Genomic DNA, 14,222 nt, shown 5'->3' with positions numbered 1-14,222 from the left:
TTACTTCACCCCCCACGGGCTCGTGACGGTTTCGAAGCTCTTGCCCGTGGCCGGCTCGGTGACGTGCACCGCGCATGCCGTGCAGGGGTCGAAGCTGTGAACCGTGCGCAAAGCGTTGATCGGCTTCTCCACATCGCCCACGGGCACGCCGATAAGCGCCTGCTCCAGCGGGCCCTTCTCGCCGTTGCCGTTCATGGGAGCCAGGTTCCACGTGGACGGGATGATGATCTGGTAACCATCGATCTTGCCGTCCTTGACGGTCTCGCTGTGATAGAGCGCGCCGCGCGGAGCCTCCCAGAAGCCCGAGCCGGCGCCGGTGATGGTGGCGGGCTCGCGGAAGTACTCGCTGTCGCCGCTCTTGACGGCCTCGACCAGCTCGTCGGTCCATTCCTTCATGAGGCCGGCGATGTAGAGCGTCTCGATCTGACGAACGGCGGTACGGCCGAGCGTGGACTGGGCAACGCCGATCTGGCCGGGAGCGCCCAGCGCTTCGAGCAGACCGTCGACGTGCTCCTTGACGAACGGCACGTTGCGCTTGTACGCAGCCAAGATACGGGAAAGTCCGCCGGCCTCGTAAGCCTTGCCGTCGTACGCGGGGCACTTGACCCACGTGTAGCGGTCGTTCACGTCGTAGGACGTGTACTCCGGCTCCGTAACGAAGTACGGAGACGTCATGGTCGCGTCGCCCTTGTACCAGGAGCGGCCCATGTACTCGGTGATGAGGTTTTCCTGCACGTCGGACAGGTTGAGCTTGTCGTCGACGACGCCCATGGGCAGATAGCGATCCGCCATCTCCATGCTCTTGTTCTCGAACACGCCCCAAGCGATGTAGCGACCGCAGCCCTTGCCCCAGGTGAGCGCATCCATGTAGTACGGAGCGATAGCCAAGGTGTCCGGGATCATGGTGGTGGCAACCCAGGTGTAGATCTCGTCGACGAGGCCCTTGAGGTCGTCGAGCTTCTGATCGGTGGGCACGAATGCGGTGCCGCCGGGGATGATCGTCATGACGTGCGGCATCTTGCCGCCCAGCAAAGCGGAAACCTGCGAAGCCTTCGCCTGCATGGTCAGCGCCTCAAGATAATGGGCGGTGCAGATGAGGTCGAGCTCGGGCGGCAGCTGATAGGCGGTGCCGTCCTCGGCGTCGAACCAGTTGCCCGAGAAGATGGACAGCTGGCCGTTGTCGGCGAAGTTCGTCAGGCGCTCCTTCAACACGTTGAAGTCGCTGTTGATGGACGTGCCGGCAGCCTGCGCCAAATCGTACGCGTCGGCCGCATCGGCCTTGAGCGCGTTGAGCGGGTTCACGTAGTCGAGCGCAGCCAGGTTGTAGAACCACAGGATGTGGCTGTGCAGGAACTGCGCGCCCTCGATCAGGTTGCGGATGATGCGCGCATTGTTCGAGATTTTGATGCCGTAAGCCTTTTCGGCGGCAATGGCGGACGCGTGAGCGTGCGACACCGGGCACACGCCGCAGATGCGCTGCACGATCTGCGCCGCATCTTCGGGCGTGCGATCCTGCACGACGAGCTCCATACCGCGGAAGCAGCCGCCGGACACCCAGGCGTCGGAGACCTTGCCGTTCTCGACTTCCATCTCGATGCGGAGATGGCCCTCGATACGGGTGACCGGGTCGATGACTGAACGGGTCATGTAGGCTTACCTCCCTTCCTTATCGTCGTACTTGCCGATGGACTTGTCGGGGTGCTTGGCATCCCAAGCGCGCACCTTCTCGAAGTCCGCACCGCCGTCCATGCGTCCGGACAGCTTCATGCCGAAGCCGTGCACGACCAGGGCGCCTGCCAGGAAGCAGGTGATGCCCAAAGCGATGGTGCCGGGCTGGACCATCCAGTCGCCGATGCGCAGGTCGCGATGGCGCTTGTAGAACGGGGTGTTGACCTCGACCCAGTTCTGGCCCGGATCGTTGGGGTTGGCCTCGCAGCATCCGATGCAGGGAGAACCGGCCTGGACGCACCAGCTGCGACGGTCGTTCCACAGCACGACGCCGCAGTTGGACTTCGTCTGGGGACCACGGCATCCCAGCGGGTACAGGCAGTAGCCCATGGCTTCTTCCTTGGAACCGAACTGGTACACGAACTCGCCGTTCTCGAAATGGCCGCGACGCTCGCAGTTGTCGTGAATGGTCTGGCCGAAGATGCCGACGGGCTTGTTCTGGCTGTCAAGCGCGGGCAGCGTGTTGTCCATGAGGACGACGTCCACCAAAACCGACACGAGCCACTCGGGGTTGGCCGGGCAGCCGGGGATGTTCACCACCGGAACGTTGATGCCGGCCTTCTCCAGATACTGCTGAACGCCCAAGGCGCCCGCGGAATTGGGATGCGCGCCCATCCAGCCGCCGTTGACCGCGCAAGATCCCAGCGCGATGACCGCGTTGGCGTTCGCGGCAGCCTCCTCCAGATGATGCGTGCCCGGAGCATCGGCGACGCGCAGAGCCTGGCCGCCCCATCCCTCCAGCACAGCTCCCTCGTAGATAAGGATGTAGTTGCCAGCTTCGATCGTCTGCGCCTTCGCCTCTTCGACGGAATGACCGGCAGCGGCCGAAAGCGTCTCGGAATAGTTGAGCGAGATCATCTCGAGCACGATCGTAGCCGCGCTCGGCGTCTCAACTTGGGCGAACGACTCAGTACAACCCGTGCACGACGCGCCTTCAATCCAAATGACCGGGTACAACTTACCCTTCGTTGCGCCGATCACGGATTTTTCGAGAGCCTGCGCTATCTTCGGAGCAGCCAGTTCGGACAGCCCGGCGGCAACTGCGACCGCGCCGCAAAGCTTCATGAAATCGCGGCGGCTTACTCCTCGAGCCGCCAGCATATCCTGAAACTCAGATACGGTGGCCTCTTTTCCCATGTGCACACCTCCTCAGGTGCTTCTCGTCTTGCTTACCTGCTTATGCATTCTCCACGACGGTTATGCAAAAATGGAGAAAAGGTGCGCGAGCGCAACGTTTAACCCGCAAATGGCGCGAAAGTGTTACCGCCGTCCGAAGCCGTAACAAACAGTATTCACCATTTCGGCTCATGCTTGCATTTTGATGCAGCATTTGCCGGGTTTCGCCCCCCGCTATGCAAACAGTCCGACGCAAGAAACCAGCCGTAAATCGACGCAAGCGACCGTTCGGTTTCTTGTCGTGCACCACTTCTCCCGTCGCAAAACGGGTATGATAGCACACGATATGCAATGAGAGCCTGAGAACTAGAAGGATTCAATATGACGCTGACAGAAGCTTCTTTCGCCTACCTGGGACCCGCCGGAACGTACAGCGACGAGGCCGCGCGGTCCTTTGCCGCGCGCCTGGGAATCGACGAGCCGAACCTGGTGGAATGCCCGTCTTTCAGCGAGGTGTTCGACTGCGTGGATCGCGGCCGCTGCACCTACGGCGTCGTAGCCATGGAAAACGCCCTCGAAGGTCCGGTGACGGCCACGCTCGACAACTTCGCGTTTCGCAGCTCGGCCACGATCCTCGGCGAAGAAGTGCTCGACATCCACCACTGCTTGCTGGTGCATCCCGAAAGCGACCTTGCGCGCATCAAGACGGTTGCCTCGCATCCGCAAGGCCTCGCGCAATGCCGACGCTACCTGAACGAGCAGCTTCCGGGGCGCGCCACCATCACCACGTCCTCCACCGCGGAGAGCGCGCGCCTAGCCGCATCCGATCCCGAAGTGGCCGGCATCGGCAACTCGTTCGCCGCACAGCTGTACGGAGCGCGCGTGGCCGAGGCGGGCATCGAGGACCACTACGGCAACCAAACCTCGTTCGCGCTCATCGGCCGCCAGGGGCATCCGCCGGTTTTCGAGGGAGAGCGCTTCAAGACCTCGCTCGCGCTGTTTCTGCAAGCGGACAAGGCGGGCGCGCTGCTCATGATCCTGTCCGAGTTCGCCTACGCGGGCATCAACCTAACCAAGATCCAGTCCCGGCCCACCAAACAGGCGCTTGGCGAGTACATGTTCTTCGTGGACCTGGAAGGCAGCGTGAACGACCTGCCCGTGCAAACCGCGCTCAACTGCCTGCGCCTCAAGCTGCGCGAAGTGAAGGTGCTCGGCAGCTACCCGATCGGATAGCGCATCAACCTATGGGAACCGGGGCTGGGGAAGAGACCCGATCGCTCAGACAGTCCTCGCTTCGCTGCGGAACTCGCTTGGCGGACCTCTTCCCCAGCCCCTCCGCCGATCGCGGCCATTCCACCGGGCAGCTCTTCGCTGGCCCGGGTTCTACCTGGAAGGTTCTCGGGAATCGTTAGAACGCCAGTACTCCCAGGTGCTCGAGCAGGATTTTCAGGCCGATGAGAATGAGGACCACGCCGCCTGCGATGGTGGCCGTTTTTTCGTAGCGCGCGCCGAAGCGGTGCCCAACGGCAACGCCGACAAGGGAAAGCGCGAACGTGGTCACGCCGATGACGACCACCGAAGCCACGATATCAACGCGCAGAAACGCGAACGTGATGCCCACGGCCAAGGCGTCGATGCTGGTAGCCACCGCCATCATCGTTAGTTCGCGCAGGTCAAGCCGCCCGTCCACCGCGCAGGACAGCTGCTCGTCATCGTCGCCGTGAAACGAGTCCCACAGCATCTTCGCGCCGATGATCAGCAAAAGCCCGAACGCGATCCAATGATCAACCGGCGTGATGAACTGCTCGAACTGGGTGCCCAACGCCCAGCCGATCAGAGGCATGAGCGCCTGGAACCCTCCGAAGAACAACGCGATCACCAACGCCTGACGCATGTTCAGGCGCTTCATGCACAGCCCCTTGCACACGGAAACCGCAAACGCGTCCATGGACAAACCTACGCCCACCAGCAGCAATTCGACAAAACCCACAGCGCAATCCTCTCGTCCGCCTTCGACCCCAGCAAACCCCGTGCGGCCTCTTCCCCGCATCAGGGCATAAAAATACCGGCGCGCGCCGGTTGCGGAAATGCACGGTGCGACGCCTTCGTCACACCGCGAGTCTTGTCATTTAATGCTGGCCAGCTTCGTCCGAAGCAGTATGTTGACCCAGCCACGCCGTACGGCGCCGACTACTCCCCCACGGGATTGAGGTATTTTACCACAGAGACCCGCTCGCGCGCCCGTCTTTTAGCGGACCGCGCGCTACGCCCGGAAGACGCCTTCTTCTTGGCGGAAGAACCCTTCTCGCATCAGGTCGTTTACGATGGACTCGAACGTCTCGGCATCCACGCCGTCGCGGCCCGCCGCGCGCTCGAACGCATCCAGGCGAGCGGCCAGATCGTCGAAGCCGATGCCCGGCTCGGCCAACACCACGCGCACCAGCTCGGCGCGCTTCTGACGGCGCGACCCGTCGAACGTCGATTGCCGCGCGTAATGGGTGCTACGCCGCGAGGGATTGGCGACAAGCGTTTTCAGATGCGCGCCGTAATCCAGAAGCGCGTAGTACCAGGCGCGCGCATCGTCTTGCGGGCACGTAGCGGCCACGAGCGGCGTCAATTCCCGATCGGACACCTTGTCGCGCTGGGGGAACACCTCATGCAGAAACACCGTGCGCACGTTCGTCTCAATGTAGATCGAAGGCTTGCCGAACGCGAACGCCATGACGCCGGCCGCCGTAGCCGGGCCGATGCCGGGAAGCTGCTGCAGCTGTTCGGCCGTGTCGGGAAGGGCGCCGCCATGGGTGGCGGAGCATTCCTCGCACGCGCGCTTGAGAGCAAGGGCGCGCCGGTTGTAGCCAAGCCCCTGCCATTGCGCCAGAACATCGGCGGTGCCGGCCGCAGCCAGCGCGTCGACCGTGGGAAACAGCGACATCCAGCGCTCCCAATGCTTCAGCACGCGCGTCACTTGCGTCTGCTGAAGCATGACCTCCGAAACCAAAACCGCGTAGGGATCGTCCAGATAGCGCCAAGGCAGCTCCCGATAGCGCAGCGCGCCCTCTTCGCGAACCTTGGCCTCGAACGCCTCGCGAGCTAACGGAGCGTCGGCGGGCCACGAAGGCGAATCGAAACCCGCTACGCGCACGGCTGCGGGCTTTCCGGGTTCGCGTCGTCCGGAGCCTCGACGGTCAGATGAGCGCAGGAAACCGAGCAGCTTGCCACCCTGCACGCCTCGGGCCGAGCGTCGGCTGGCGCATGCGCGGGAGCCTCCTTGCCGCGAGCCTTCGCAAGAGCCGCCTCCACCACGGGATGCGTTGCCCCCAACTCGATCAAATCCTTGAGCGTAATGGAGCCGAAGTAATCGTTGAGCAGGCGATCCGCGCCCTGCCACAGCTTGTTGTACGCACAGGATTTCTGCTTCTCGCAATACTCGGGGTCCAGCACGCACAACGACACGCTCACCGGACCCTGGATAGCCTCCAGGACCTCGAGCAGCGTGACCTCCGCAGGATCGCAATTGAGAGCCAGGCCGCCGCGCGCTCCGCGCACCGTTTTGATAAGCCCGCCCTTGACCAAGTCGTGCTGAATGCTGCGCGCGAACGCGTAAGGGATGTCCTCGTCTTCGGCGATATCGGACACCGACACGTAAGCGTCGCCGCTTTTATAAGCGGCACGAAGTATCCTGCAAGCGTAATCGCAGCGTCGCGTGATGTCCATCGATTATCCCTCTTCCCCTTTCAGCAGGTCCTCCAAGTGCTCGAGGTCGCGGCGAAAATCGCTGATCACCGCGTTTTCAAGCGCACGGTATTCCTCCGAATCGAGCGGCTGGTAGGCCGCCATCTTGTCGAACAGATTGTCCGCCGTCACCGGCACGTAGCGCCGCGCCATAAGGCTTGCCTTGTAGGCTTCCTCCACGGCCTCCCGCGCCGCCATGTAGATGTCGTAGCGAGGCATCTGGGCAGAATAGCGCACGAGGGCCGCCTGGTCGACGCCGCGCAGCGAAGGATGCTCGCGCGCGATCTCCATCCAGATGTCCGCGCGCTCCGACGCCGTGGGAAAATCGATGTCGACGATGGACAGCGGCTCCAGAAGATCGTAGAAGAACGGTTCGATCTCCCCCGCTTCGGACGCAGACGCCAGCACGAACACGTCGGGGTTCTCGACAGCCGAGCGTATGAGGTTGATGGCCTCGCGCGCGCCGCGGGACAAACTTGCCATGAGGAAGCCGCCGAGATCGTCCCCCGCAGGCTCGGACACCGGCGACGCCCACAGGTCAAGATCCTCCAGCAGCAGAACGCCCGCGCCTTCGAAGGCGTTGCGAGCCGCGTTCAACTGGGGCTGGCGGTCGGCCTGGGCCATCACGCACAGGACGGGCATGCCCTGCAGGTTCTCCTCCATGCGCATGCGCAGCGCAGGCAAGCCCAGCTCGCCTAGCGTGGCAACCATGAACCGGTTCGCATCCTCGCGCGCCGGCGAGCGGAACAGCAGCGCGTCGGCGGCGGGCATGCGATCCAGCCCGTGCCGCGCGTTCAGCTGCCTGACCAGCTCTTGGAACTGGGGGTCGCCCTGCATGCCCACCCCGAAATCGCGCATGAGCGCCACTGTTCGATCGTATCCCACCAGCTCTCGATACGTGATGCGCTCGAGCGTGGAAAGAACGGCCGCGCTGTCGGCGTCATGGCCGGTCGCATCCGCGCTTTCCTCCGACGCCGCTTCGACCTCGCCGGAAGAAGACGCGTCTTCGGAACCTGCCGACGCATCTTTTTCGGCGGGCACGGCCGCTTCGGGAGCGTCCTTCGCCTTCCCGGCGCGCTGCGCCGGGGCGGTCACGTGCTCGACGCGCAGCAGGCGCGCGCCGTCAAGGCCCAGAAAGTCCTGCGAGATGAGGTCCGTCATGTCCTCCAGGTCCTCGCGTGAAAGGCCGAACTCCTGCAGCTTGTCGAGAGCCAGGCCCTGCAGCTGCTCGGCGCAGGAGACCGTTTCGTCGGAAGACAGGTACGGCTCCAACCGCTCGAACACGTATTCGGCAATCGAGCGCTCCTTGAGCGCGCAGGCAAGCGCCCACGCCTGCTTGAGGCCTTCGAGCGCCGCCTCGTCGGGCGCCGTGCCGTCGGTGCGGCGCGCCTGCTCGAAAGCGGCAAGGTACAGGTGCATCCCCAGCACCGCATCGCCCGCTGCGCAAGCCTGCGCGGCTCGGCGAAGGTACTCGCTGGATGAATTTTCGTGCTCGTCGTTTTGGCTGGGCGAGCTGTTCGCGTCGTTCTCGAGCATGTACCCAACCTCCTTTGCGTATGGTATCTGCACATCGTGCGCAAAAATGACTATGTTGAGGTCACATTTTACCCGATAGAGACGCATGCGGCGCGGCATGCACTCAAAACCCAAAAACACTGCGGCTGGGAATCAAGGGGCGGGCGAACCGAAAACGCCGAAACCCAAGAGGCTACCAGTCGAGGATGCTCCATCCGCACGCGCGCGCCGTACGGGTGAGCGGGCGGTCCGGCGTGACGGCGAACGCCTGTTTCGCGGCGCCCAAAACCACGCGGTCGGAATGATGGTCGCCGTACGCGGCAGCCAGCTCCCACTTGCCGGGGCCGAAATGCTCGTCGCCGAAGCGCTGCACCGCAGCCAGCTTCTCCTCGCCTTCGACCGGAAGCCCCTCCACGCGGCGCTCGTAGGTGCCGTCAGGAGCAACGCACATGCGCGTGGACACCTGGTGCGCGAAGGGGTGGTGCTCCATGGCGCGCAGGATAATGGGTTCGAAGGTGGCGGAAACCACCAGCACCACGTCGCCCGCTTCCGCATGGGCGCGCATGGCGGCGTCGGCCTGCGGACGGAAAATCGGCGCAATGCTGTGGTCGTAGAAGTCGGCCAGAAACGCGTCGACTTTCTTGGCAGGCCAGCCCTCGAAAGCCGTGAACACCAGCCCGCGCACGCGCGCCTCGTTCTGCGGAAGGCGCAGCTTGTAGGCAGCCGCCCATAGCAGGATGCGCGAGACCACGCGCTTGCGCAGAAGGCCCAGCTTCATGAGATGGGCGACCAGCAAGACCGGGGAGTTGCCGTCAATGCTCGTACCGTCGAAATCGAACACCGCCAACTGCACGGGCGCGTCGGAATCGGTCGACCCCGTTTGGCCGCGCACGCCTGCGGGTGCAACAACCCCCGCGCCCTCCTGATTCGGCTTCGCTTCAACGTTCGGTTCTACGTTCGCGCTCTGATCCCCGCTCCGGGACATGGCATTCCATTCTCATCGTGTCGACGGAGCCGCGCCCTTGGCGCGGCGGACGGGAGCTCGCATGCAGGCCCCCGCCCGCCGCGCGCTACCCCTCGCTCCCGTCGTTGCATGCAACGAATTGAGAATTATACAACTCTGCGTAGAAACCGCCAAGTTCCAGCAATTCATCGTGCGACCCCTGCTCCACGATATCGCCGTCGCGTATGACCAAGATGAGGTCGGCGCGCTTGATGGTGGACAGCCGATGCGCGATCACGAACGAGGTGCGCCCGCGCATGAGGTTGTCCATGGCCTTCTGGATGCGCTCCTCGGTGCGCGTGTCGACGCTCGAGGTGGCTTCGTCCAAGATGAGCATGCGCCGGTCGGCCAAGATGGCACGCGCGATGGTCAGAAGCTGGCGCTGGCCTTGGCTGATGTTGCTGGCGTCCTCGTTGATCTCGGTATCGTAGCCCTGGGGAAGCGTCTGGACGAAATGGTGCACGTACGCAGCCTTCGCTGCCGCCTCCACCTCTTCGTCGGTCGCGTCCAGGTTGCCGTAGCGGATGTTCTCGCGAATCGTCCCGTTGAACAGCCACGTATCCTGCAGCACCATCCCGAACAAGCTGCGCACGTCGTCGCGCGCGAAGTCGCGAACGTCCACGCCGCCGATCCGTATCGCGCCGCCCTGAACGTCGTAGAACCGCATGAGAAGCTTCACCATGGTGGTCTTGCCCGCACCCGTAGGCCCTACCAGCGCGACGGTCTGCCCCGGAGCGACCTCGGCCGAGAAGTCCTTGATGACCGGGTTCTGGGCATCGTAGCCGAAGCGCACGTGATCGAACGACACGCGGCACTCGACGTCGGCCGTGCGCGCGGACACGTGCTCGGGCTCTTCCTCAGGCTGCTCCAGGAACCGGAAGATGCGCTCTCCCGCCGCCGCCATCTGCTGCAGCACGTTGGACACCTGCGTCAGCTGCGTGATGGGCTGCGTGAAGTTCTTGACGTACTGGATGAACGCCTGGATGTCGCCCACCGTGATAACCCCTTGCACGGCCAGAAAGCTGCCGGCCACGGCCACGGCCACGTAACCCAGGTTTCCCACGAAGTTCATGATGGGCTGCATAAGGCCGCTGATGAACTGCGATTTCCACGCCGACGCATACAGCCGCCCGTTCGTCTTGTTGAAGCTTTCGAGCGCGCCTTGCTCGCGGTTGAACGCCTTCACGATGGCGTGCCCCGAGAACGTCTCCTCCACCAAGCCATTGATCTCGCCTAACGTGTTCTGCTGAGCCACGAAGTACTTCTGCGAACGCTTCACCACAACCAGGATGAGCACTACCGACACGGGAAGGATGAGCACCGTGATCAGCGTCATAAGCGGGTTGATGCTCAGCATCATGACCAGCACGCCGATGATGGTCGTCACGGACGTGATGAGCTGGGTCACGCCCTGGTTCAGGCTCTGCCCCAGCGTGTCCACGTCGTTCGTGATGCGCGAAAGCGTATCGCCGACCCGCGTACGCTCGAAGTACCCCATGGGCATGCGATCGATCTTTTCGGCAATAGCCCGGCGAAGCTGGTAACACGTACGCTGCGAGATCGAGCTCATCATCCAACCTTGGACGAACGAGCACGCTGCCGACAGCAGGTACAGGCCCAGCGTGAACGCCAAGATGCGCGCGATGGCGTCGAAATCGATCCCGCCCGAACCGTCGATCTTGGCGACGATGCCGTTGAACAGCTCGGTCGTCGCAGTGGAGAGCACTTTCGGCCCCACGATATTGAAGACGGTCGATCCGATGGCGAACACGACCACCACCACGAGCGCCGCCTTGAAACGCCCCATGAACGAGACGAGCTTGCCAAGCGTGCCCTTGAAATCCTTGGGCTTCTCGCCGGGCATCATGCGCCCCGCGGGCCCGTGACCGCCGAAGGGGCCACGGCGCGGCGCCTCGGCCTGCTGCCGGTCGGAAGGCTTCCGTTCGCTCATGCGGCATCACCTCCGTTCAGTTCCGCTTCGGAAAGCTGCGACATCGCGATCTCCCGGTACTCCTCGCAAGACTCCATCAACTGCTCGTGCGTGCCCTTGCCCACCACGCGGCCTTCGTCGAGCACCACGATCGAATCGGCGTTCAAAACCGTCGAAATGCGTTGCGCCACGATGACCACCGTCTTGTCGGACAGGCGCGCCGCCAGCTCGCGACGCAAAGCGGCGTCGGTTTTGTAGTCGAGCGCCGAGAAGCTGTCGTCGAACAGGTAGGCGCGCGCATCGGTTGCCAAGGCGCGGGCGATGGCCAGGCGCTGTCGCTGCCCGCCCGACACGTTCGTTCCGCCCTGCGAAACGCGGGCGTCCAACCCTTCCTCTTTGGAGGCGACGAATTCGCCGGCTTGGGCGATGGAGGCAGCCGTCTCGATGCGCTCGGGGGGCATGTCCTCGTTGCCGTACGCGATGTTCGAGCCGATAGTGCCGCTGAACAGGAACGACTCCTGAGGAACGTAGCCCAACTGAGCACGCAGGCAGTGCTGGCTCACGTGGCGCACGTCAACGCCGTCCACCGTAACGGATCCGCAGGTCGCATCGTAAAAGCGCTCGATCAGCTTGATAATCGTGGACTTGCCCGATCCCGTGGAACCTATGATGGCCGTGGTCTTGCCCGGCTCGGCCACGAAATCGACGTGCTCGAGCACGCATTCCTTGGAGTCGCCGTACTTGAAGCTCACGTCGTTGAATGCGATGGCCGCCCCGCCGGTACGCGCGGCCAGACGCTGGTCGCAGGCTTCGTCGGCGGGAGGGTCGCACACGGTCGGACGCGCATCGAGCACTTCGTTGATGCGCTGCGCGGCTACGTCGGCGCGCGGAAGCATGATGGATATCATGCCGATCATGAGAAAGCCCATGATGATGACCATCGAATAGGTGATGAACGCGATCAGGTCGCCGGTTTGAATGGCACCCGTATCGATGTAGCTGCCGCCCACCCATACGATCAGCACCGACACTACGTTCATGATCAGCATCATCAACGGCATCATGAACGTCATGACGCGGTTCGTGAACAGCTGGGTCTTCATCAGGTGCGTGCTAGCCTTGTCGAAGCGGGCCTCTTCGTACTCCTGGCGGTCGAACGCGCGAATGACGGGCAGCCCCGTGAGCATCTCGCGCGACACCAGGTTCACGCGATCGACAAGCGTCTGCATGATGCGGAACTTGGGCAGCGCCACGCGCATGAGCACCATGATGACCGCGAAGATGACCGCCACGGCCGCAACGATGATCCAGCTCATCGACAGGCTGGTGCGCGAGATCATGATGATGCCGCCTATAGCCAGGATGGGAGCGTACAGCACCATGCGGAGCAGCATGACGATCACCATCTGCACCAGCTGGACGTCGTTGGTCCCGCGGGTGATGAGCGACGCGGCCGAGAAGCTTTGCACTTCGGCGTCCGAGAAGCCGACCACCTGGCGAAACAGCCGGGAACGCAAGCCCGCAGCCACCTTCGCGGCCGTGCGAGAGGCGATGAAGCCCACGCATACGGCGGCGACCATGCCCACGGCAGCAAGGCCCAGCATCAGCAGGCCCACGCGAATAAGATAACCCATCTGCATGTCGGACAGGTTGTAGCCAAGGCTTTCGTATTCGGCTTTCGCGGCGGCGATGGCCTGCTGCTCGACGATGGCCTGGCCCTTGTCCCCTATCTGCTGTTCGGCTTGATCGCGCAGCGAAAGAACCTGGTCCTTCGTGACGACCCCCTCCCGATAGGCCTGCAGAGCCTGATCGAGATCGAAGTCGGGGATCTTGTCGGCGTAGTGGGCGATCACAAGCGGAACGGACACCATCTTGTCGAGCGCGTCGATCTCCTTGCGCCCCTGGTCGTTGAGCCTGTACGTACCCTGCTCCGTCTGGTCGTAGGCAGCGCGGAACACCTGCTCGTCGTTTTCGGGCAACAGCATGGCTACGGCATCATGGGTCTTCGCGGTCATCTCCTCGGTCGCCGCATGCTCCACGCCCGACTGCTGGATGCCCACGTCCACGATCTGCGACGTGTAGTTCGGCAGGGCCAGATCGGTGGCCGCTTGGACGACAAGCAGGCACACGATGAGCGCCACCGCGAGTTTGCAGTTTTTCAGATAGCGAATTATGCGCACGAAACGTCGCCGCCTTTCGCATCGGCAGGATGGTCCTCCCGCGCGTCATCGCAGAAAGGGCGGGATGCGCATCCCTCGCATGCCGACGCAGCTTCCAAGCCGCTGTGCTGCTCGCGGAACTCCGCCATCTTGCCCAAGATGCGCACCAGATGGCGCATGTCCTCTTCACCGACATGGGCTATGGCCCGGTCGATGTACTCGTCGCGAAGGCGCCTTCCCTCTTGCGCGAGGCGCTCCCCGTCCTGTGTGAGGCTGACGGTGACGCCCCGATAATCCCCGCCCAGACGGCGGCGCTCTATAAGGTTCTTGTCCTCAAGCGAGCGAAGCGTCTGCGACAGCGCGCTGGGCGTCGTGCGCACGAACTCGGCCACGCGATTCGGCCGCGCCTCTCCGTGGCGGCGAACCATCTCGTCTACAGCCATGATCGTGCGCGCTTCCGAGGGCGTCATGCCATCGGGGGTCGGCGGCGTGAAGCTGCCGTGCCGCATGCGTCCCATAAGCTCGAAAAGCTCGCTTCTGATCTGTCCGAACGAATCAGGCATATCGTTCCTCTCATGCTGGGGAAGATTCCGCGCAACGCAGGCGGCGCACCTTCCCATACCCCTGTAATTTAGCTGCTAAACTTTAACACGAGTTAAATACTGCGTACCGAAATGTTTATTTGAACACAGAACCTGCATGCACCGCGAACGGGGCATGAGGACGGCGGCTAGCTGCGGGCTGCCGCACGCGCCTTGATCGCCCCGGGATCGCGGAGTACGACTTGGCGCGAGCACCTGTCCGCCCCTTGGTTGCAGAGCGCGGCCTCGCGGACGCCTCGGTCGCCTCCTGGTTGCACGGCCGCGCAATCGTGCGAGTCCCTACGGGGCCGCAAAATCGCACGGGTGCTTCGCCCACCGCTGGGAACCGTCCGCCCCGTTCCGCACGAGAGCCCTCCCTTCCCCCTCGCACGCGGGAACACACGAGAATCAAAAGTTTTTGAAATTAGGTATTGCGCGATTGGAAAACACCCGGTAGA

At 63.3% G+C, this 14,222-nt stretch carries 11 protein-coding genes; 1 reads left to right on the top strand and 10 read right to left on the bottom strand.

Going from position 1 to position 14,222, the window contains the following annotated elements; genetic code table 11:
* Both ACTQZK_RS00470 and ACTQZK_RS00465 read right to left on the bottom strand, forming a co-directional pair.
* Complete coding sequence (locus ACTQZK_RS00470; protein WP_216528634.1) at positions 1 to 1,647, bottom strand: nickel-dependent hydrogenase large subunit; 1,647 nt, start codon at positions 1,645 to 1,647, stop codon at positions 1 to 3.
* A gap of 6 nt (positions 1,648 to 1,653) precedes the next feature.
* Positions 1,654 to 2,865 (bottom strand): hydrogenase small subunit, encoded by a 1,212-nt coding sequence (locus ACTQZK_RS00465; protein WP_114565882.1) that lies wholly within the window; start codon positions 2,863 to 2,865, stop codon positions 1,654 to 1,656.
* A gap of 360 nt (positions 2,866 to 3,225) precedes the next feature.
* Here ACTQZK_RS00465 and pheA point away from each other — a divergent pair, with 360 nt between their 5' ends.
* Entirely contained in the window at positions 3,226 to 4,077 is an 852-nt protein-coding gene (gene pheA, locus ACTQZK_RS00460; protein WP_114565883.1) for a prephenate dehydratase, read from the top strand.
* Between the two features lie 175 nt (positions 4,078 to 4,252).
* Here the strand turns inward: pheA and ACTQZK_RS00455 are convergent, their stop codons facing one another.
* The 8 genes from ACTQZK_RS00455 to ACTQZK_RS00420 form a co-directional block, all read right to left on the bottom strand.
* Positions 4,253 to 4,834, bottom strand: a complete 582-nt coding sequence (locus ACTQZK_RS00455; RefSeq protein WP_216528635.1) for a manganese efflux pump MntP — start codon at positions 4,832 to 4,834, stop codon at positions 4,253 to 4,255.
* A 273-nt stretch (positions 4,835 to 5,107) separates the two neighbouring features.
* A complete protein-coding gene (locus ACTQZK_RS00450; protein WP_441897917.1) occupies positions 5,108 to 5,986 on the bottom strand; it encodes an adenine glycosylase in 879 nt (292 codons plus the stop codon).
* Positions 5,977 to 6,558: an RrF2 family transcriptional regulator gene (locus ACTQZK_RS00445; protein ID WP_225749321.1), complete on the bottom strand. Its 582-nt coding sequence runs from the start codon at positions 6,556 to 6,558 to the stop codon at positions 5,977 to 5,979. The genes ACTQZK_RS00450 and ACTQZK_RS00445 overlap by 10 nt, the downstream gene beginning before the upstream one ends.
* Before the next feature lie 3 nt (positions 6,559 to 6,561).
* Entirely contained in the window at positions 6,562 to 8,112 is a 1,551-nt protein-coding gene (locus ACTQZK_RS00440) for a ribonucleotide reductase subunit alpha (RefSeq protein ID WP_114565887.1), read from the bottom strand.
* Positions 8,113 to 8,284: 172 nt separating this feature from the next.
* Positions 8,285 to 9,076: an HAD family hydrolase gene (locus ACTQZK_RS00435; protein WP_114565888.1), complete on the bottom strand. Its 792-nt coding sequence runs from the start codon at positions 9,074 to 9,076 to the stop codon at positions 8,285 to 8,287.
* A gap of 85 nt (positions 9,077 to 9,161) precedes the next feature.
* Positions 9,162 to 11,045 carry an ABC transporter ATP-binding protein gene (locus ACTQZK_RS00430; protein WP_441897914.1) on the bottom strand — a complete coding sequence of 628 codons (1,884 nt, stop codon included), beginning with the start codon at positions 11,043 to 11,045 and terminating at the stop codon, positions 9,162 to 9,164.
* A complete protein-coding gene (locus tag ACTQZK_RS00425; protein ID WP_441897912.1) occupies positions 11,042 to 13,204 on the bottom strand; it encodes an ABC transporter ATP-binding protein in 2,163 nt (720 codons plus the stop codon). Before ACTQZK_RS00425 ends, ACTQZK_RS00430 begins: the two co-directional genes overlap by 4 nt.
* A complete protein-coding gene (locus ACTQZK_RS00420) occupies positions 13,195 to 13,746 on the bottom strand; it encodes a MarR family winged helix-turn-helix transcriptional regulator (RefSeq protein WP_114565938.1) in 552 nt (183 codons plus the stop codon). Before ACTQZK_RS00420 ends, ACTQZK_RS00425 begins: the two co-directional genes overlap by 10 nt.
* Positions 13,747 to 14,222 lie beyond the last annotated feature (476 nt).

Origin of the sequence: Paraeggerthella sp. LCP19S3_G8 (assembly GCF_052119225.1) — a bacterium.
Taxonomy (GTDB): domain Bacteria; phylum Actinomycetota; class Coriobacteriia; order Coriobacteriales; family Eggerthellaceae; genus Paraeggerthella; species Paraeggerthella hominis.
This window is presented reverse-complemented; position numbering and strand designations above follow the sequence as displayed.

Bases quoted from the DNA above. Each gene is read 5' to 3' on its own strand.
- ACTQZK_RS00470 (WP_216528634.1), bottom strand. From the start codon at position 1,647: ATGACCCGTTCAGTCATCGACCCGGTCACCCGTATCGAGGGCCATCTC.
- ACTQZK_RS00465 (WP_114565882.1), bottom strand. From the start codon at position 2,865: ATGGGAAAAGAGGCCACCGTATCTGAGTTTCAGGATATGCTGGCGGCT.
- pheA (WP_114565883.1), top strand. From the start codon at position 3,226: ATGACGCTGACAGAAGCTTCTTTCGCCTACCTGGGACCCGCCGGAACG.
- ACTQZK_RS00445 (WP_225749321.1), bottom strand. From the start codon at position 6,558: ATGGACATCACGCGACGCTGCGATTACGCTTGCAGGATACTTCGTGCC.
- ACTQZK_RS00440 (WP_114565887.1), bottom strand. From the start codon at position 8,112: ATGCTCGAGAACGACGCGAACAGCTCGCCCAGCCAAAACGACGAGCAC.
- ACTQZK_RS00435 (WP_114565888.1), bottom strand. From the start codon at position 9,076: ATGTCCCGGAGCGGGGATCAGAGCGCGAACGTAGAACCGAACGTTGAA.
- ACTQZK_RS00430 (WP_441897914.1), bottom strand. From the start codon at position 11,045: ATGAGCGAACGGAAGCCTTCCGACCGGCAGCAGGCCGAGGCGCCGCGC.
- ACTQZK_RS00420 (WP_114565938.1), bottom strand. From the start codon at position 13,746: ATGCCTGATTCGTTCGGACAGATCAGAAGCGAGCTTTTCGAGCTTATG.